Origin of the sequence: Alteromonas aquimaris (assembly GCF_026183695.1) — a bacterium.
Taxonomy (GTDB): Bacteria; Pseudomonadota; Gammaproteobacteria; order Enterobacterales; family Alteromonadaceae; genus Alteromonas; species Alteromonas aquimaris.
The window spans coordinates 153,530-172,558 of the sequence record NZ_JAPFRD010000009.1; the positions used below are offsets into that span (position 1 = coordinate 153,530).

At 43.4% G+C, this 19,029-nt stretch carries 16 protein-coding genes and 1 tRNA gene; 6 read left to right on the forward strand and 11 right to left on the reverse strand.

Annotated elements, in window-relative coordinates:
* Nucleotides 1-138 precede the first annotated feature (138 nt).
* From OPS25_RS06860 to OPS25_RS06905, 10 genes are all read right to left on the reverse strand, one after another.
* On the reverse strand, nucleotides 139-726 hold the full coding sequence (locus OPS25_RS06860; protein WP_265616903.1) for a CAP domain-containing protein: 588 nt from the start codon (nucleotides 724-726) through the stop codon (nucleotides 139-141).
* A gap of 93 nt (nucleotides 727-819) precedes the next feature.
* Complete coding sequence (rpsO, locus tag OPS25_RS06865; RefSeq protein ID WP_265616904.1) at nucleotides 820-1,089, reverse strand: 30S ribosomal protein S15; 270 nt, start codon at nucleotides 1,087-1,089, stop codon at nucleotides 820-822.
* A 100-nt stretch (nucleotides 1,090-1,189) separates the two neighbouring features.
* Entirely contained in the window at nucleotides 1,190-2,158 is a 969-nt protein-coding gene (gene truB, locus OPS25_RS06870; RefSeq protein ID WP_265616905.1) for a tRNA pseudouridine(55) synthase TruB, read from the reverse strand.
* 5 nt (nucleotides 2,159-2,163) lie between these two features.
* Nucleotides 2,164-2,556, reverse strand: a complete 393-nt coding sequence (gene rbfA / locus OPS25_RS06875) for a 30S ribosome-binding factor RbfA (protein WP_265616906.1) — start codon at nucleotides 2,554-2,556, stop codon at nucleotides 2,164-2,166.
* 83 nt (nucleotides 2,557-2,639) lie between these two features.
* Entirely contained in the window at nucleotides 2,640-5,243 is a 2,604-nt protein-coding gene (gene infB / locus OPS25_RS06880; protein WP_265616907.1) for a translation initiation factor IF-2, read from the reverse strand.
* 23 nt (nucleotides 5,244-5,266) lie between these two features.
* Nucleotides 5,267-6,760, reverse strand: a complete 1,494-nt coding sequence (gene nusA / locus OPS25_RS06885) for a transcription termination factor NusA (RefSeq protein ID WP_265616908.1) — start codon at nucleotides 6,758-6,760, stop codon at nucleotides 5,267-5,269.
* A gap of 45 nt (nucleotides 6,761-6,805) precedes the next feature.
* Nucleotides 6,806-7,264: a ribosome maturation factor RimP gene (gene rimP / locus OPS25_RS06890; RefSeq protein ID WP_265616909.1), complete on the reverse strand. Its 459-nt coding sequence runs from the start codon at nucleotides 7,262-7,264 to the stop codon at nucleotides 6,806-6,808.
* A gap of 675 nt (nucleotides 7,265-7,939) precedes the next feature.
* Nucleotides 7,940-8,944: a hypothetical protein gene (locus OPS25_RS06895; protein ID WP_265616910.1), complete on the reverse strand. Its 1,005-nt coding sequence runs from the start codon at nucleotides 8,942-8,944 to the stop codon at nucleotides 7,940-7,942.
* 1,269 nt (nucleotides 8,945-10,213) lie between these two features.
* Nucleotides 10,214-10,290, reverse strand: a tRNA-Met gene (locus OPS25_RS06900).
* A gap of 171 nt (nucleotides 10,291-10,461) precedes the next feature.
* Nucleotides 10,462-10,764, reverse strand: coding sequence for a 4a-hydroxytetrahydrobiopterin dehydratase (locus OPS25_RS06905; RefSeq protein WP_265616911.1), 303 nt, complete (start codon nucleotides 10,762-10,764; stop codon nucleotides 10,462-10,464).
* A gap of 130 nt (nucleotides 10,765-10,894) precedes the next feature.
* Here OPS25_RS06905 and OPS25_RS06910 point away from each other — a divergent pair, with 130 nt between their 5' ends.
* The 5 genes from OPS25_RS06910 to OPS25_RS06930 all read left to right on the forward strand — a co-directional run bounded on the left by OPS25_RS06910 (nucleotide 10,895) and on the right by OPS25_RS06930 (nucleotide 14,339).
* The gene (locus OPS25_RS06910; protein WP_265616912.1) at nucleotides 10,895-11,068 is read left to right on the forward strand and encodes a hypothetical protein; all 174 of its coding nucleotides are present in this window, start codon (nucleotides 10,895-10,897) and stop codon (nucleotides 11,066-11,068) included.
* A 307-nt stretch (nucleotides 11,069-11,375) separates the two neighbouring features.
* Nucleotides 11,376-11,771, forward strand: coding sequence for a DUF3718 domain-containing protein (locus OPS25_RS06915; protein WP_265616913.1), 396 nt, complete (start codon nucleotides 11,376-11,378; stop codon nucleotides 11,769-11,771).
* 728 nt (nucleotides 11,772-12,499) lie between these two features.
* Entirely contained in the window at nucleotides 12,500-12,895 is a 396-nt protein-coding gene (locus tag OPS25_RS06920) for a DUF3718 domain-containing protein (protein WP_265616914.1), read from the forward strand.
* Between the two features lie 213 nt (nucleotides 12,896-13,108).
* The gene (locus tag OPS25_RS06925) at nucleotides 13,109-13,510 is read left to right on the forward strand and encodes a DUF3718 domain-containing protein (protein ID WP_265616915.1); all 402 of its coding nucleotides are present in this window, start codon (nucleotides 13,109-13,111) and stop codon (nucleotides 13,508-13,510) included.
* 547 nt (nucleotides 13,511-14,057) lie between these two features.
* Entirely contained in the window at nucleotides 14,058-14,339 is a 282-nt protein-coding gene (locus tag OPS25_RS06930; RefSeq protein WP_265616916.1) for a hypothetical protein, read from the forward strand.
* A gap of 130 nt (nucleotides 14,340-14,469) precedes the next feature.
* Here the strand turns inward: OPS25_RS06930 and OPS25_RS06935 are convergent, their stop codons facing one another.
* Nucleotides 14,470-15,450 carry an NADPH:quinone oxidoreductase family protein gene (locus OPS25_RS06935; RefSeq protein ID WP_265616917.1) on the reverse strand — a complete coding sequence of 327 codons (981 nt, stop codon included), beginning with the start codon at nucleotides 15,448-15,450 and terminating at the stop codon, nucleotides 14,470-14,472.
* Nucleotides 15,451-15,648: 198 nt separating this feature from the next.
* Between OPS25_RS06935 and OPS25_RS06940 the strand changes: the two genes are divergently transcribed.
* On the forward strand, nucleotides 15,649-18,192 hold the full coding sequence (locus tag OPS25_RS06940; RefSeq protein ID WP_265616918.1) for a TonB-dependent receptor: 2,544 nt from the start codon (nucleotides 15,649-15,651) through the stop codon (nucleotides 18,190-18,192).
* Nucleotides 18,193-19,029 lie beyond the last annotated feature (837 nt).

Below are 19,029 nucleotides of genomic sequence, written 5' to 3' on the forward strand. Positions count from 1 at the left end.
TTGTTTGGAAGATTCCCGCCTGCGCGGGAATGAACTGGGCAGCTGCGCGTTAATTGCAAGTTGGTAAGCGCTAATCGCGAGGTGTCGGCCGGGAATGATGAAGTAGAGACTAATTCAGGTAAGGTAACGTGAGCAAAACTACTTATCTTCGTTTTCAGAAACTGGCGTAAGCATATCTATCCCTTTATTGGGAACATCTTCAAAATGCTCGGCGTCGTTTCCAGAGCCTTCAGTTAAGTATACAGCCCAGTATTCTACATGCGGAGAATCATGCTTCCTGATAAAGGCCACGCCTATTTTATCCTGCTTAAGGTAAACAGGATGCTCGCCCAGTAAATGTTTGCGGTGATGTTCAGAATTTTTGAAGGCACGCCACACTTTTTCAGCGTTGCTATATCCGCCCGCAACAGCTTCAACCTGGTTTGCCATAAATGTGCCATAATACTTTGGCAGTTCAAAGCCTGCACTTCTTAATCTCTGATTAGGGCTTCCACCTAGATTGTGCATAACTAAACCATGGTTTGCCATGATTTCTACTTTATCCAGCGCTACCTCCATCAGAACACTGTTGCACTGTATAGTTGAACGCAATTGATTTTCATCATTGGCAATCAGTCTGACTAATTCTCTAGCTTCCTGGCTGTTGCCGCATTCCGAAAAATCGCTCGCAACGCTGTTAACTGATACTACTATTATGAATGCGGCGATATGTTGTAGATACTTCATTATTTCATCCTGACCTTCACTCTATCCTTTTTTATTAATCACTTTTTCACATAAAAAAAGCGCCCTTGGGCGCTTTTTTCAAAAAACACGTACTTAGCGGCGTAGGCCTAGACGCTTGATAAGGTCAAGATAACGCTCTGCGTTTTTACCTTTCAAATAATCAAGCATTTTACGACGTTGACTAACCATACGTAATAAACCACGACGAGAGTGGTGGTCTTTTTTATGGCCGGCAAAGTGATTTTGCAACTTGTTGATGTTATGAGTCAACAATGCAACTTGCACTTCTGGTGAACCAGTATCACCGTCTTTAACGCCGTAATCAGCAATAATTTTTGCAGTTTCTTCTTTAGTTAGTGACATATTCATCTCCTGTAATTAAAAGTTTGGCCAATCACTAATTCAGCCAAACAGATGAGAGCGCGTATTATAGCGGCAAGCAACTAATTTGCAAGGGCTTGCTTCAATACACAACTCTTCTTCGGGGCATTACATATAATCCATTTTTTCGCAAGTTTTCAGGTTGGTCTTTAGGCCGACTAATAGCTTCCCCTACCCCCAAAAAGTGCCCTGTTTGCTGCTGATAAATGCGGTAAAGATGACCCTCACTCAGTGCAGGTGATTCAGGCTGAATACTTTGCCCGTGTTCAAATCTTGCCACCTGTTCCTCATTTAACACTATCTCGTCAAGTAACATCACGGCCTTGTCCATCGGCAGTAATAACGCATCCAGGTCAGTGAAATCTTGTTGCGCATGGGCTTTCTCAGCCAAATTTACTAAATCTTCCAAGCCAATCATTCGCTCGGCAGGATAATTTGCGACTTGAGTTCTGTGCAACATAGTCACGTATGCACCACAACCCAACTGCTGCCCTATATCATCGACCAGAGAGCGTATGTATGTACCTTTGCTGCAATGCACGGTCATGGTGACCTCAGGTAAACTAATGTCGTCAATAGTCAGCGCGAATACCGTGATATCTCGAGGTTTACGTTCGATTGTAATGCCCTGTCGCGCGTACCAATAAAGCGGTTTTCCCTCATGCTTTAAAGCAGAAAACATCGACGGGATCTGCTTGCTCTTTCCTTTGAACGATAAACAAGCTTCGATTACCTCCTGCTCGTTTACTTTCACTTCTTTTTCTTCCACCACTTCGCCATCCGCGTCGGATGTGGTAGTGCGTATCCCTAGTTTGGCGGTGACTTGGTAGGTTTTATCCGCCTCTAACAAGAACTGTGAAAATTTGGTCGCTTCGCCTAAACAAATGGGAAGCATTCCGCTCGCTAACGGATCCAGGGCGCCTGTATGTCCCGCTTTTTCAGCTTGGTAAAGCCATCGGACTTTCTGCAGAATATGGTTGGAAGAGCCCCCTAGCGGTTTATTTACCAACACAATACCGTTAACTTTGCGGCCTTTCCTACGCCTTGCCATTACACCTACTCGTTTTCATCTGACTGTTTTTTAGCGTTATCTTTGGCTACGGTTTGTGAAACCAGATTAGATATGCGCATCCCTTCCTGAATAGATTTATCTTCAAAAAAGTGTAGATGCGGCACCGAACGCATTCTGATGCGCTTTGCCAGTAAGCTTCTGATAAACCCTTTATTATCGTCAAGCTGTTTAAGCTGCGCATTGACTTCGTCACCCTCGCAACTATATAACGTAATAAAGATTTTCGCATGCGCTAAGTCCCTCGACACTTCAACATCAGAGACGGTGATAAGTGGCAGGTTTCCTACTTTATGCTTATATTCGTTTTGTAAAATACTGGCTATTTCTTTGTGAACTTGTTGAGAAACTCTATCTGTACGCGAAAATTCACGTGCCATAGTCATTCTCCTTATCATGAGCTAATAGGCAGAAAAATGGGGGCTAGCATGCCCCCATTCAATCTTAATTTAAGTGGCTGCTCTTATATCTGACGCGCAACTTCAATGATTTCGAAGACCTCGATCTGGTCGCCGACCTTAACATCATTGTAGTTCTTAACGCCAATACCGCATTCCATTCCCGCACGTACTTCCTGTACATCATCCTTAAATCGACGCAGTGATTCTAGTTCACCTTCGTAGATAACTACGTTGTCACGCAGTACGCGGATAGGATTGCTACGCTTAACGTTACCTTCAGTAACCATACAACCAGCAATAGCACCCAGTTTTGGAGACTTAAATACGTCACGTACTTCTGCAAGACCAATAATTTCTTGCTTAAATTCTGGTGCTAACATACCACTCATGGCTTGTTTGACTTCGTCAATCAAGTCATAAATTACGCTGTAGTAACGTAGATCAATTTCTTCAGTTTCAATGACGCGACGGGCCGTTGCATCAGCACGCACGTTGAAACCTAAAATAATCGCTCCTGACGCGGCTGCCAAGGTAGCATCTGTTTCGGTAATACCACCTACACCAGAGCCCACAATGTTAACTTTCACTTCGTCAGTAGACAGTTTCACCAATGAATCAGAAATTGCTTCCACCGATCCTTGAACATCCGCTTTAAGCACAATGTTCAAGTCGCTGACATCACCTGATTCCATGTTGGCGAACATGTTTTCAAGTTTCGCCTTCTGCTGACGAGCAAGTTTTAGTTCACGTTGTTTCTGATGACGTTTGGCGGCCACTTCACGCGCTTTACGCTCATCTTTAACAACGACTGCATCCTCACCGGCGGTGGGTACGCCAGATAAGCCCAATACTTCAACGGGGGTTGAAGGACCAGCTGTTTTGACTTCTTGACCAGTTTCGTCGCGCATTGCACGAACTCGTCCGTACTCTTCACCACAAAGCAGAATATCGCCAGCGTTCACCTGCCCTTGCTGGATAAGTACTGATGCTACTGGCCCACGTCCCTTATCAAGACGGGATTCAATAACGATGCCACGGCCAGGACCTGTGTCTACCGCTTTGAGATCCAATAGCTCAGCTTGTAAGTTGATGGCTTCAAGTAAGGTGTCCACGCCCATACCAGTTTTCGCGGAAACGTTGACAAACTGATGCTCACCACCCCATTCTTCTGAGATGACTTCTAACTGAGACAATTCAGTTTTCACGCGATCCGGGTCAGCGGTTTCTTTATCCATCTTGTTGACAGCAACAATCAGGGGCACATTGGCAGCGCGAGCATGTTGAACAGCTTCTTTCGTTTGCGGCATAACACCATCATCGGCAGCAACTACCAGGATAACAATATCAGTGGCAGTAGCACCACGTGCACGCATTGCCGTAAACGCAGCGTGTCCAGGTGTATCTAAGAAACAGATTTCACCATTATCAGTTTCTACCTTGTAGGCACCAATATGCTGAGTGATCCCGCCAGCTTCGCCAGCTGCAACTTTAGCGCGACGAATATAATCGAGTAGTGACGTTTTACCATGGTCAACGTGACCCATGATAGTCACAACCGGGGCTCGTGTGATGGCTTCACCTTGCTCGCTGTTCGCTAACAATTCGTCTTCCAGCGCGTTGTCATTTACCAACTCGTATTTGTGACCCATTTCTTCAATCACTAGTACTGCGGTATCTTGATCAAGCACCTGGTTGATGGTGGCCATTTCACCCATCTTCATCATAGTTTTAATGACTTCATTTGACTTAATCGCCATGCGATTAGCCAATTCACCTACTGTGATAGTTTCACCGAGTCTGACAATTCGTTCCACCGGTTGCGCCGGTTTGTTAAAACCTTGCTTAAGATGCTCACCCGCATTCTTTTTAGATTTCTTGCGGCGACGAGAAGAGCGCTCAATTTGCATATCTTCTTCATCTTCTGCTTCCTGAGCATAGCGATTTGAGTGCAAGTGCACTTCTTCAGCTTCCGCTTTTTTGCGACGCTCTTCTTCTTCTTTCCAGCGACGCTCATTTTCTTCAGCCAGTTTGCGTGCCTCTTCAGCCGCTTTTTTAGCTTCTTCTTCCAATTTCCGTTTGGCTTCTTCTTCTTGCTGCTTGCGTAAACGCTCTTCTTCCTGGCGTGCCTTTTCTTGAGCTTCACGCTCTTCGCTGGTCAATCCTTCGTCTTGTTTTTTACGCGCTTCTGCTTCTTGTTTCGCTTTTTCAGCTCGTTTGGCTCGTTCTGCTTCAGCGGCCTTTTTCGCCTCTTCTGCTTTCTTAGCTTTTTCTTCAGCTAAACGCTTAGCTTCTGCTGCCGCCTTTTCTTCCGCTTCACGACGAGCGTCTTCTTCTTTACGACGCGCCTCTTCTTCAGCCTGACGTTGCTCGTCCATTTCACTGCGTTTAACATAAGTGCGCTTTTTGCGTACTTCAACTTTCACCGCTTTCGATTTACCAACGCTCAAAGTGCTGGTCGTTTTTCGCTTAAGCGTCATGCGCGTAGGTTCCTCAGAGCCTGCGCCACCGTGCTGTTTACTCAAGTGATCGAGTAATCTACGTTTTTCATCTTCCGTTACTTGAGAATCAACAGCTTTCTTGATCCCAGCATCTTCAAACTGGCTAACCAGCCGGTCAACGGTTGTACCAATGTCACTGGCGAGCTTTTCTATAGATACTTCTGCCATTACGTGTTTATCCCCCTGCTGACCTATTCTTCATTAAACCAAACGATGTTACGAGCAGCCATAATGAGAGCCCCCGCTTTTTCTTCGCCTAGTTCTTCAATATCACTAATATCGTCTGTGCCTTGCTCGGCTAACTCTTCCAAGTCAGTGATTCCGCGACTTGCTAACACAAACGCAACATGACGGCTCATACCTTCCAAATTCAGCAATGCTTCAGTAGGTTCAGATCCATCAAGCGATTCTTCATTTGCCAGCGCGCGTGTGGTTAACGCTGCACGGGCACGAGTACGTAATTCTTCAACCGTATTTTCGTCAAGACCTTCGATAGCCATTAACTCATTTACCGGTACATACGCAATTTCTTCTAATGTGCTAAAGCCTTCGTCAGCCAACACACCTGCGAACTCTTCATCAATGTCTAATGCATCAACAAAAATTTGAATAACCTTGGCATTTTCTTCTTCATGCTTGTTATTCAAGTCTTCAATAGTCATCACGTTTAGCTCCCAGCCAGTTAATTGACTGGCTAGACGTACGTTTTGACCGCTGCGTCCAATTGCTTGAGCAAGATTATCGGCTTCTACTGCAACATCCATTGTATGGCTATCTTCATCTACTACGATGGAGGCCACTTCTGCTGGTGCCATAGCGTTAATGACAAATTGCGCCGGATTCTCATCCCACAATACGATGTCCACACGCTCTCCGCCTAACTCGCCAGACACTGCTTGTACTCGAGATCCTCGCATACCAACACATGCCCCTACCGGGTCAAGACGCTTGTCGTTTGTTTTAACAGCTATTTTAGCGCGTGAACCAGGATCCCTTGCAGCAGATTTAATCTCTAGTGTTTCTTCAGCAATTTCTGGTACTTCCAGACGGAACAGTTCAACCAACATGTCCGGATGCGTACGGCTAATGAATAGCTGTGCACCACGAGCTTCGGGGCGAATAACGAATAGCAAGCCTCGTACACGATCGCCGGGACGAAACGTTTCGCGTGGCAGCATGTCATCACGGAAAATAACCCCTTCAGCATTATTTCCCAAATCAATGATGATATTGTCACGATTAACCTTTTTAACCGTTCCTGTAACTAGCTCGCCCACTTTGTCCTGGTACTCAGCAACCATTTGCGCGCGCTCAGCTTCTCGAACTTTTTGCACAATAACTTGTTTAGCCGTTTGGGTGGTGATGCGATCAAATGCAATGGATTCTATTTGTTCTTCAACATAATCACCGACCTGAATTTCAGGCTCGTCAATCTGCGCCGCAGATAAGGTCATTTGTGCGTACGGATTTTCCTGTTCCTGATCATCCGCTATAACTTCCCAACGACGGAAAGTGTCGAAGTCACCGGTAGTACGATCGATACTTACCCGAACTTCAATATCGCCTTCATTTTTCTTTTTCGTAGCACTGGCAATTGCATACTCCAATGCTTCAAAAATCTTTTCTCTAGGCACTTGTTTTTCATTTGAAACGGCTTCAGCCACTAACAAAATTTCTTTATTCATTTTCGCCTCACTCATGCTTTCTATAACGAAAGCGATGCTGTTCCATTAGTCGAACGTGGGAACAACGTTACCTTTTTCGATATTCGCCACAGCTAATTGAAACTGCTGGCCATCCACTTCAATACTGACATTGCCGTTTTCACACGCCAGTAATTTACCTTTAAAATTACGTCTGTTATCGACAGGCATGCGTGTACGAAGTTGAACAACTTCACCTATCGAAGCAACATAATGCTTTTCTTTAAACAACGGGCGATCCATACCCGGTGAAGAAACTTCGAGGTTGTATTCAGTGTTGATGGGATCTTCAACGTCAAGAATTGCACTTGCCTGATGACTGACATCGGCACAGTCGTCAACTGTGATCCCATTTTCATGGTCAATAAACACGCGCAAAATAGAATGCTTACCAGCTCGCACGAATTCTATGCCCACCAGTTCAAAGCCTAGCGCTTCTACCCCTGGTTCGAGCATTTCAGTTAACTTGTCTTCAAGCCTTGACAATCGTTACCTCCAAAAACAAAAAATGGGCATATAGCCCACCTGAAACTGTGCAAAGTGAAATGTACATACGCACATAGCAAAAACACAGATTAAGATACAACAAAAAGCCCCGTACTAGCGGGGCTTTGTAAAAATATGGACCCAAAGCTGCTCACTAGCAGCTGCAGACTAATGGGTAATTCGCCATCTGGCAAAGCCTGCTTTAGCAATGCGTTTCTGTTCTAAATGCTTAACAGAATGCCCGCTATTGCTAAAAAGTGCGGGTATTATACTGGTAACCCATCGATTACGCAACATGCAGTTTTACCTTCCCTGCGGGTTAACCCAGAAACACACGAGGCGACGTCGTTGTTAAACTGGCTTAAATCCGAAATCTATTATTTGCGTTTTTATCAAGCATAAACACAAAAAAATCCGTTTTATAGATAGCCGTCAAATTTCCTTGGAAATTAACATTTACGATAGAATCGTTTACTCATTAAAATACGACAAAGTCGCTTGGTGCCCACATGCATGAGTTGACTCGTCAGAAACCCATCTCGCGCTTTCCACAATAGAGCACTAATTGAACTGTAATGCAACTTACTGCCATTAGCGGAAATTCCTAATATACTTTCATGCTAAAGTATATTAAGAGCCACCTGTATCCAGCCGGATCAGTTCTATATACTAAACTTAGTCGCAATACTCACTTCGCCACCTTCTTACCCCAACTTGAGTAGAAGGTAAGGCTGCACAAATAACATTTTTTATAGATTGTGCGCTAGGTAAACTATTTACTCTATTTACATTAAGATTATCCAACTCATTCATAACATTTAACCATAATTGATAATCAGCTAAATCTGACGTTTGCACTTCTGGGATTTTATTAAATAGATCATCTGGATTCTCAAATATATTTGCTAAAGATTTCGGTAGATCAGAACATTGCAGTAACGATGAAATATATTCATCCTTTAAAAATCCTACTCTATTATCACTCTCACTTTGAATTGCTTCACGAAGAATGCCGTCAAACGAATCTTCTACACATTGTAGGTTTTCTCTTCTATCTACAACGTTTCTCGCATATTGAAGTAAATTACTTATTCGTCTTTGAAAAGCATCGTTAGCGTCTGCTGATAGTTCCCTGAGCTCATTTAATAGCTCTACGCTTAATGTAATAGGTATTTCTAAACAAGTGCTATGTCCTCTACTCATATTTGCCCCACCTGTAATACTTCCTTCCGTAGGAAGAGGTGGACCAAAAATAACTCCAACTGGCATAGATAAAGGTGCAGGCAAGATGATAGGAAACGCTGGGACTGTGGGCATCTCTGCTCCAATTTGAAGACCAATAGTTGGACCTATATCCCACCCAGCTCCGGCACTTAGTTCTGTTTTTAGCGCCAGACCATAAGCCATTTCAGCGCCAATTTCGTTACCTTGATCAATACAATAGCTAACGGTAGTTACCACAGGTACATCATCACATTCTTCATTATTAATAAATTGTTCAAGAGTACACGAACCGCTATCTGACGCTAATAACTGATCTAGCTTTTCATTAATTAACTCTTGTTGTCGGATAATCTCTTCCATTTGACTTGGAATACCATTTTGGTCATTATTTTTAGCTAAAACAAAGGTCGGAACTAGCAGTATTGCGATAATGATTAATACTATCTGAATGTTCACTTTACTAACTCCTCGTAGTATTTATTTTGAGCAGATAAGTCTAGTTAGAAAAATATATTTGCGCCAATTGTAAAAATGCCACTTCCTGAAATATCAATCAGTCTTAACTAGAGTTTTTGAACTGTTCATTTTTCGTTAAATATTTTAACGGGGTCAGAATACTTAAAGTATTGTGAGGACCTTCCTTGTTATATTCGGCCACCCAATTTTCGGCTAGATTTCGAAATTAGTTTAAGGGTTAAAATGAGTACATATCGAGAATTTTAGTCCGGTATTTTCGGTTAAATCGCTCCAGTTAATTATCCTGTGTGGATTTACCTGGTCTAATAAACTGACGTTTAATGCGATGGCCCTCAGACCAAATTATAAAAGCAAGTGAGATGAATACGGGCTCACTATCCACGCGTGATTTTAAGGATAACCTCGCCATGCGACCTCCCGCTCCTGCACCCGACTGAGGCGCAATACGGAAAAATTTTATTCGATCGATATTGCCAAAACTTCATGATGAAAAGGGTCCTCATGATTGAAGGTCCGGAACCGTCCTCCTTATTGGAAACTGTCACTGATAAAGTCCAATAATGGCTCGTCTCATTTAGAACCACTAACAGTTTAGGGTTGCGTGTATTCAAACGCTTCATCCTGCGTCAAGGCGTGTTGAACTTAAACCCGCAGTAAATACGATGAATACGTTTATGATTCCAGCCATGCCCTCTTAAATGCGCCTCTTATCTGGCTGATATCAATATACTGAATCGCTGGGACCAACTAACCGATAAGCCATACGCAGATTTACACCATACTGCTGCCGGAGATAGTCCACCCATTCGCGCCTTATCGTCGGCTTTACAGTTCTTTATCAACGATCTCTTTAAGTATTCGATGTACCAAACCTAAACCAGTAAAAGTGGACTTCAGCTAGTAATGCGCGTTTGCCAGTTTTTTCAGTCGCCTAATATCTCGTTCAATAGATTGGTATTCGAAATACGTAACACCCGTACATCGCTTTTCCAATTGTAATATATGGTATTTGAAGGGTTGTATACTCGACATAACTCGTTTATCAATTTATCACCCCCCACTTTCTTCACGATTTAAATGATTTCGCTTTCCTTGGATCGAGACTTTTTTCTTTCAGAGTTTTTCTTCATAGCTCAGTGTAAGCGTAAGAACTCTAAATCGACTTCAAAGGACACAACATCCGTAAATTTGAGGGGGGATAAACTGCAGAAACAAAAAAAGCCCTGATTTACATCAGGGCTTTAAATGTGGTTGCGGGAGCAGGATTTGAACCTACGACCTTCGGGTTATGAGCCCGACGAGCTACCAGACTGCTCCATCCCGCGTCTGAACTGGTTTTGAAGGCTTGCCGTTGTTTGACTGTTGCCGTTCAAGTGGTGCGTATTATACATAGGGAATTAAGCTTGGCAAGCGGTCTTTTGAATAAATTTCAAATTTACTTACTGTTTGCCTACTTAACACCCAACATGCTCAAGAATCCCGCAAAATTACGTGAATTAGCGAAATTTTTCCATCTTTTCAGCCATGGTAAAATCTAAATCACTTAATCCGCCGACATCATGAGTCGTCAATGTCACCTCTACTTTATTATAGACGTTAAACCACTCAGGGTGATGATTTAATTTTTCAGCCCAAATGGCGATTTGTGACATCCAGCCAAATGCACGTATAAAGCTTTTAAACTTAAACGATTTAGTAATTTTATCGCCCTCTAACTGCCATTGTTCATCAGTGTCTAGTGTCTCATTCAACTTTTGCAGGGCTTCATCAACCTGTGTTGTAGTTAGTTTCTCTGCCATCTTGTATCTCCAACATTATTATTTGCATTGTTTATATAGTTACCCACCGCTCCCTCGTCTGGCAAACTTAATAGAGGAAAAATCGAGATAAAATGCGTGGTATTAGCTTTACAGATAAATAAGTAAGAACATGCAGTTTGGTTTAATTGTAAAAATCGACGCTAGCCAGTTCAAAACAGTACGTCGGGTGGATAGTTTTAAATTAGCCAATTGTACAGGCGAGGTTTCGTTAACCGCTGTTTATTACAGTCGCACTACTGTTTCACTGCGCAATCTGCCCCTACAAAGTTCGTCTAAAGGGTAGCAAAAATGTTCAAGGTATGATTCTTAAAGGGACACAGCGTAAGAAAAAGTGGGGTGCACAGGTTTATTTAACTGGCTACTCGTAAGTAAATTGAAAAGAAGTAGAAAAATCGCACAATCCAGCCTGAGGGTTAAATTCTTTCGCACATTGTCAAAAGGGATTATTGAAAAATAGGTGTCATTTTCTATACCTGGGTATCGAAGCGGTTATTTTTTAATCGTGTAAAGTTATCTTTAATAAACTCGAAATAATTATTAAGGCGGAAGCGAAATATTAGCATCCACATTTGAAGTTCGAGGAATTAACCATGTTGAAAGTAGTTAAATCATCACTAGTTATAGCTGTTGCATCGTTAAGTTTTATGGGTGTGGCAAATGCCAGTATTGAAGATGACCTGGCAAATATATGCACTATCGTTCAGGCAGACGATAAAGGTGAACTCCGCAAAAAAATGCGTAGTGTACAATCTGACTACCGTCTGAAACTTAACGATTACTATTCAGGAATTACGTGTGGCGGTAACAGCCTGATCCGCACAGCTATTCTATCAAATGCCATAGAAGTCGGCACATTGATGGTTAAGAAAATGCCAAAATCAGATCTGGCAGCTCCAGAAAAAGATGGTAAGACGCTGCAAGCCTGGATTAACGAGAAAGGTTTACAAGATAACCCTATACATGCAGCTTTAGTGGACCGCATGTAATCACCCAAGTACATACACTTCGATTGTCCCCGATTCCATTGCCCCACTTATCTGTAAGTGGGGCTTTTTTATACTCTTGTTTCCAGGTTTTGCAGCGCACTGGCTAATAGTGCTGCTACTTAAGGTTACGCTGTTAAATTAAACCGCGAACAGGCATGGCTATTTATTTAATTGCAATATCAGACGCGATTTCATTTTTGGGACATTACAAATTTCCCGCATTAACGACTCCCGAGTGAGCACGATTCACGGGATGGTCATTTACAACACGCCTTCAATAACGCTTTCTTGCTATTTTCTTCTCTACGCTATGTTTCTTACTATCGACAATCATTCAATCTGCTAAGTGTTCAACCGGGGAGATAATAAAAGTCCACTTTTTCCCGCTTATAAGATAACAGCTTAACCTAGCGCAAATGTATAAAAATCTATCACCGTTAATCGAAAGTAAGCGCTTATTTTAAATAGGAATTTCTTCCGCAATAATGATGTGCAATATTTTCGCCTATTAAATCAACCATCACAACATCTACATCAAGAGCAATTTATCTATTATTTATCAACAACATACCTCACCAGCAAGCGTCATTGCAGAAATAGGTCTCCGGGAATATACGTATAACTTCACATACCATGTTATTGAGTACTATGTTTTTTAATGGGTTCATTTGACGTTTAATACGTCCCGAACAAAACAAACACCGAACCCAATTTTAAGGAACTTAACCATGTTGAAAATTGTTAAAACTTCCCTAGCTATGGCCGTGGCGTCTCTTGCTTTTGCAAACGTTGCTCAGGCTTCCATCGAAGATGATTTAGCTAATATCTGTACCATTGTACAAGCAGACGACAAAGGTGAACTGCGTAAAAAGATGCGTCGCGTTCAATCTGACTACAACCTGAAATTACACGATTATTACACAGGTATCAGCTGTGGTGGTAATAGTCTAATTCGTACAGCGTTAACCAGTAACGCGGTTGAGGTGGGTACGTTGCTAGTGAAAAAAATGCCTAAATCAAATCTTCAAGAGCCTGAAAAAGACGGAAAAACTCTGCAAGCTTGGATCTCTGAAAATGGTTTGTCAGGCAACCCTATCGCTGTTGAGCTTGAAGGTCGTATCTAAACAGATTACATGATCACCATGTGAAAAATTTCAACATGGTCGCGGACTTATCTCCGCCCCCAGTGGCTCCCTATGGGAGCCACTTTCTTTTGTATTACCCGCACGTATTGAGTTTCATACTCAAGTATTGTTCTTCTAGTGGCTCAGCTTTCAATATTCGTTTCTAATGCGCTCGATTTCGCCACACCTAAGTGGCCACTTTTAGGAATAATCATGTTGAAAATTGTTAACTCTTCTTTAATCACTTCAGTGTTGGCTTTTGGACTGTCGTCTCAGGTTAATGCTGCCACAAACGTCAATGAAGCATTAGCCAATATCTGCACCATTGTCCAGGCAGATGATAAAGGTGAATTACGTAAAAAAATGAAATCAGTAGAAGATGATTTCAGACTAAAGCTACAGGATTATTATTCTGGTATTTCGTGTGACGGCAATAGCCTTATCCGCACCGCAATGCTAAATAACGCTGAAGAAGCCGGTACCTTGCTAATCAAGAAAATGCCAAAATCTACGCTAAACGAACCAGAAAAAGATGGTAAGACGTTGCAAGCCTGGGTTAGTGAAAAAGGGCTGGGTAGCAATCCTTTGGCCACAGTTTTAGCTGCCCGCATTTAAATAAATTTTTCATACTTAAGAAAAAGAGCTGGCTTTGATAAGCCGGCTCTTTTTTTATCCTGAGGGGCATTAGCCTTATCGCCCAAAAGGTAAAAAAATGTATTTATTGAACATTCACTTGCGCAAAAAGAGGACGCATAGCAACGTTTGGGGCGTCGATGATCCAAGACGCTCCCGCGGTATGAACGTGGCACCGTTAAAAAGTACTGGATTAAATTTTGAATCGTTTCAGCCACTGGCAACTACACACCAATGATGCAATGCCCTTCTGTCGACTTCCAGCGCACAAAGTGACCTCACTAAAAGCATTAAGAAGAGATATGGAAATTGACTAGATCCTAGGGGAGCTCTACATGTGGTAAACGCCCTACATGCAACCCTTTGACGTGTCTTATTTATTGGAAAATAAAGTGAACATTAAAGTGATGGGTATACTATTTAATACGCGGGTATTGCGCCCCAGCTATCTTTATTTAGCGTTTTATCCTTTAATGACTTTGCACACTAAAGAATTCGGAACACAACGTCCGAAAAGGAGCAAACTGAGATGACACCTTTTTCTAAAAGCGTTTTGATGGCATCGTTATTAGGTGCAAGCATTTCATCTTTTGCACTCGAAATGACCGACACCAAACAATCCCTAACACCCTCTGATTTTAGCGTGAAAAAAATTCGTCAGTCTTCATTAACACAGCTTACGACTTTTATAGAAAGTAACAATACAGTTTTAAAATCTACTGTCCGCGACAGTGACTCAATTTTACAATCTATTCAGCAAAATTCTTTAGGTCTCAAAAAGTTACCAGAAAATCTTATCGCCGTAAGGTGATAGTGTTTAGGCGCAAGCCGATAAACGTTCAATCAGTTTTAATGTTGTAATAGTAACGATTCAACATGGCATGCAGAGCGATCTGCAACTTCAAACGGCTTCTTCTGAGAAGCCGTTTTCTTTTTGTGATTTACTGTTCAACCTTGAGTATTATCTTACCTTTCACCCGACGGTTTACCAATTCATTAAGTGCAGTAGCTGCCTCACTAAGTGGGTAACTTTGTTCGATATGCACGGTCACATCACCCGCCATAGCCCAGTCAAACAATTCATGCATATTTTGGCGGAACACATCAGGCTCTTTCTGTATAAATTGCCCCCAGAATACACCCACTAGTGAAAACCCTTTTATAAGGGCAAGATTTGCTGCCAGTTTAGGTATTTCTCCGCTGGCGAAACCAACTGTTAAAAGCCGTCCGCCCCAGGCCATAGCGCGAGCACATGCATGAAACGCATCCCCACCGACACAATCGTAAACCACGTTAATCCCTTTTCCGCGGGTAATATCTTTTAAGGTTTCTTTAAGATCCTGCTCAAGATAATTTATCGTTACCTCTGCACCATATTTTTTGGCAAGGGCTAGTTTTTCATCCGTGGAGCATACTGCAATCACATTTGCCCCCAAACGCTTACCTATCTGCACCGCGGCAAGTCCGGTCCCCCCAGCAGCGCCGGTCACCAGAAGTGTTTCGCCTGGGGTAAGTTGTGCTCTTTGTTTTAACGCATGATGCGCGGTGGCGTGAGCAGTGATCAATCCTGCTGCGGCGAACTCCGTTACCCCCTCAGGGATTGGCATCACCTGCGTTGCCGGAAGGGCTACTTTTTCAGCGAAGCCCCCTAATTGAGAAATACCAATGACGCGATCACCACATTGCAACGAGGTAACATTCTTCCCACATTGAATTACCCTTCCTGCAACCTCGTTGCCTGGAATAAATGGGAACTCAGGCTGCATCTGATATAGCCCCTGCACTAACAGTGCGTCAGGAAAATTAACTCCTGCAGCCGTGACTCCTATTAACACCTCGTCGTCCCCGGGAACAGGGTCATCGACTTCGACAAACGTTAGCTGTTCCACGGGTCCAAATTCATTACATATAATGGCCTTCATTTTTTTCCTTGTTTGATATTAGTCAGAATAAGCAACAAACGTTTACTGCGCAGACATAGGATTAGGTTAGCAATACGCTCCCTTACTTTAGACCACTTTTAGCGTAATAAGCTAGGAATATAAGCAAAAGTAAGTTATAACCGATGGCGAATAAAATAATGTTTTCACTGATGATTCGCATAAAAAGAAGCTTTATACATGGATAAATCGATTTCACTAAATAAAAAGCTATTAGCGGCCTCCATTGCCACCCTACTGTCATCGATGGTTATGGCGCAAGAAGACGATCGTTCTCTTGAGTATATTGAGGTCACGAGTCAGAAAAGAGTTCAAAACTTACAAGAAGTACCTGTGGCTGTTACGGCGTTAAGTGGCGACGATTTACTTGATTCCGTTTCGTTTGATGTTTTTGATTTACAATCATACGTACCTGCATTTGCTGCATTTCAAAGTCAAAGCGCCACCAACAGTGGGTTTTCAATTCGTTCAATTGGTACCTCTACCCAAAATTTTGGTTTTGAACCCTCGGTAGGACTGTATGTGGACGGTGTTTACCGCTCCCGTCAAAATTCAATAATAAATGACTTAGCCGACATTCAACGTATCGAAATTCTACGTGGTCCCCAAGGTACCTTATTCGGTAAAAACACCCCAGCAGGGGCCGTTTCAATTTATACCCGCCCCCCTACGTTTGAAAATGGTGATGGTTATGTCACTGCCACCGTGGGCAACGACAATTTGGTGAGCATTCAGGGCGCCTCTTCATTTATCGCGGTTGAAAATGAATTAGCTTTTCGCGCTTCAGGATTCACCACTCACCGGGACGGCTGGATTAATGACGCCAGTTCAGGCAAAACAATTAATGATCGCAATCGCTCAGGCGTTCGTTTGCAAGCTCTGTATCAACCGGAGGACAATTTAACTGTCAGACTTATTGCAGATTACGCTGAAATAGACGAAGTGTGTTGTGCCGCGTTAACGTTTCAAGGCAACCAGACAGCGCTAGGTATTGAAGATAAATTTGGCAGCGATGCTATGTTCGCTATGCCTCCATTCAACGCAACCCTTTTTAATAAAGGTGATTTTTATAATTACACCACCGCACTTTCGTTTCTGCCAGAGTCGACCATGGAAGATCAAGGTATTTCCGCTCAGGTAAGCTACGCGTTTAATCAACACTGGCAGCTGGAAAGTATTTCCGCGGTACGTAGTTTTAATAGCTTTGATAAGGTTGATGCTGATTTTTCAGATGCAGAAATTCTATTAACAAAAAATGATGCGCACCTGAATTCATTTTCACAAGAACTCCGCTTACATTATGCCTCCACGGACTTATCCGGATTAGTGGGAGCCTATTACTATTCTCAAAATCTGAATTTAGATTACGATATCGCCACCCAGGATGATTTTCCCTTTTTGTTTGCCGGGTTTGCGGCGCAAGTTATGCCTCTTATAGAAGGGTTGAATGGAATCAGTCAGTTGACCGGCGGTATGATACAGCCTGCCGCCATGCCAGCTCCGGGCAATACGCATTTCATCCATAATGCCTATCAGGAGCAAGACAGCTACGCATTATTTGCCCAAACTGACTGGCGTTTTATGCCTCGGTGGGAGCTTACTACTGGCCTGCGTTACACCCGTGAGGATAAAAGCCTTAATGCGGTTTACAACGAACAAGGGCCGGGTATAAACGGTTTGTCCTTCGCTGAAGGTGATATTCCCAACCCCGTCGCAGCCGGCGCGGCATTACAAAGTATTGGTGCAGCGTTGATGGGTGGCGGCATGCCAGCCCCCGCAGATTTGGCGATTATCGCGCCGTTTCAGCAAGCGGGATGGGGCTATTATTTACTTAATACCGCCACAGTTCTCCCCCGTCCTCCCCTTGATGAATCCTTTAAAGATAATCAGGTTACCGGAACCGTGAAGTTAAGCTGGCAACCTACTGAGGAACAGTTAATCTATACCTCCCTATCGACCGGGTATAAATCAGGGGGGATCAATACAGACAGAATTTCCGCTCAACTGGATCCGGTATTTAAAGCTGAAAAATCCAGAAGTGTTGAAGTCGGACTCAAGCAGGATTGGAATGAGTTAAATTTGCGCTTAAATCTTGCAGCTCATATTACCGCTATCAAAGACTTTCAATCATCTACGTTCACCGGCACAGGGTTTAATTTGTCGAACGCAGGTGATTTTGACAGTAAGGGAGTCGAAATAGAACTGAGCTGGAATCCGCTGGTGAACACTTCTGTGGGTTTGAACTTTACTTATAATCAAGCGACCTTTGATTCTTTCGAACGAGGAACATGCTGGACAGCGACCCCATGGCATTTTGGGACAGACGATCCGGGTAGAACTTCTCCAGACCTCCCCTACTGTTCGCGCAGCGGCGACCGAGTAGGCTTCGAGCCAGAGACCTCATTTGCGATCTTGCTTAATCAGCATGTACAATTTTTCGGTTTGGCTACCCTACTCTCCGTTGACTACGCTTATGTGGGGAGCTTAATGATGGATCATTCTAACGATCCCTTGAAGAAGAATGAAGCCTATAATCTGGTCAATTTGCGTTGGCAACTACCCCTAACTATGTTGGACAGTGAGCTAACATTCTGGGCACGCAATGCTTTGGATGAAGAATATGTTGCCAGAAATGCCTTTGATGCTCCTTTCCAAGCAGGGAAGATAATGGCATACCCCGGTCAGCCACGTAGTTTTGGCGTCACCTGGACCAGCCGGTTTTAAACAGCTAGGAGCAGCAACAAAGTTGCTGCTCCTAGCTGTTTATACCTAGTGTTATGCATTGGCCTGTATGGATTCCCGAAAACTGTTCGCGCCTTTTTACCTGTTCCCTCAGCCATTTTCAACGAAGTTTCCAACATCCGTTGATATCTGCAATTTCACGAGATCAGCTTTTGTTTAGCCATAAGAAACTCAACTATTGATTCGGGCGCTTTTAAACCAACAACAAGGATAGCTTGAATCGGTTGAAGGGATGATGCCACTTTTTATACAGCCTGTAGTCACTTTAAAATTTCAGTCACACATCCAGAAAACGAAGCCCTTTATTCTGCGATTACCGCCTGTTTACCTAATCAAGAATAACGCTTCATTCACTCCCTCCACCGATGGGTGTTTTTATTGCTCACAAGAAAGGGAGAATCATCCTGCTCCCCAGCCCTGGAGTTTGGCCAGGCAGCATGATCGGCGTGTGGTCAGCGGTTCAAGAAGCAAGTCCCCTTGTTGCTGGGGTAGTCTGGGGGGCTCCAGGAATGAAACTTGATGCGCTGAGGTCGATCAAACGTAGCCCCGCGAAGCGTCCCCACCCCGAACTGCTTTTACTTTACGCTACGTAGTTGCTCGCAGATGCGATGCCACCTGGCCTAAACGCGTAAGCTTGGATGTTAAGGGGAGTTAATCGTCCATCAACTCCCCGCTTAAGTAAGGGGGCGAGACATACGGGCTGAAGCAATCATTCCACGCAATGCGCTGTGGCCCGTCTCAATCACAGCGGAGGAAAATAGTCTGCCGGCATATCTTCATCTCGAATCTGTGCTTGCAAGGTTTGTCCACCGCGCGATA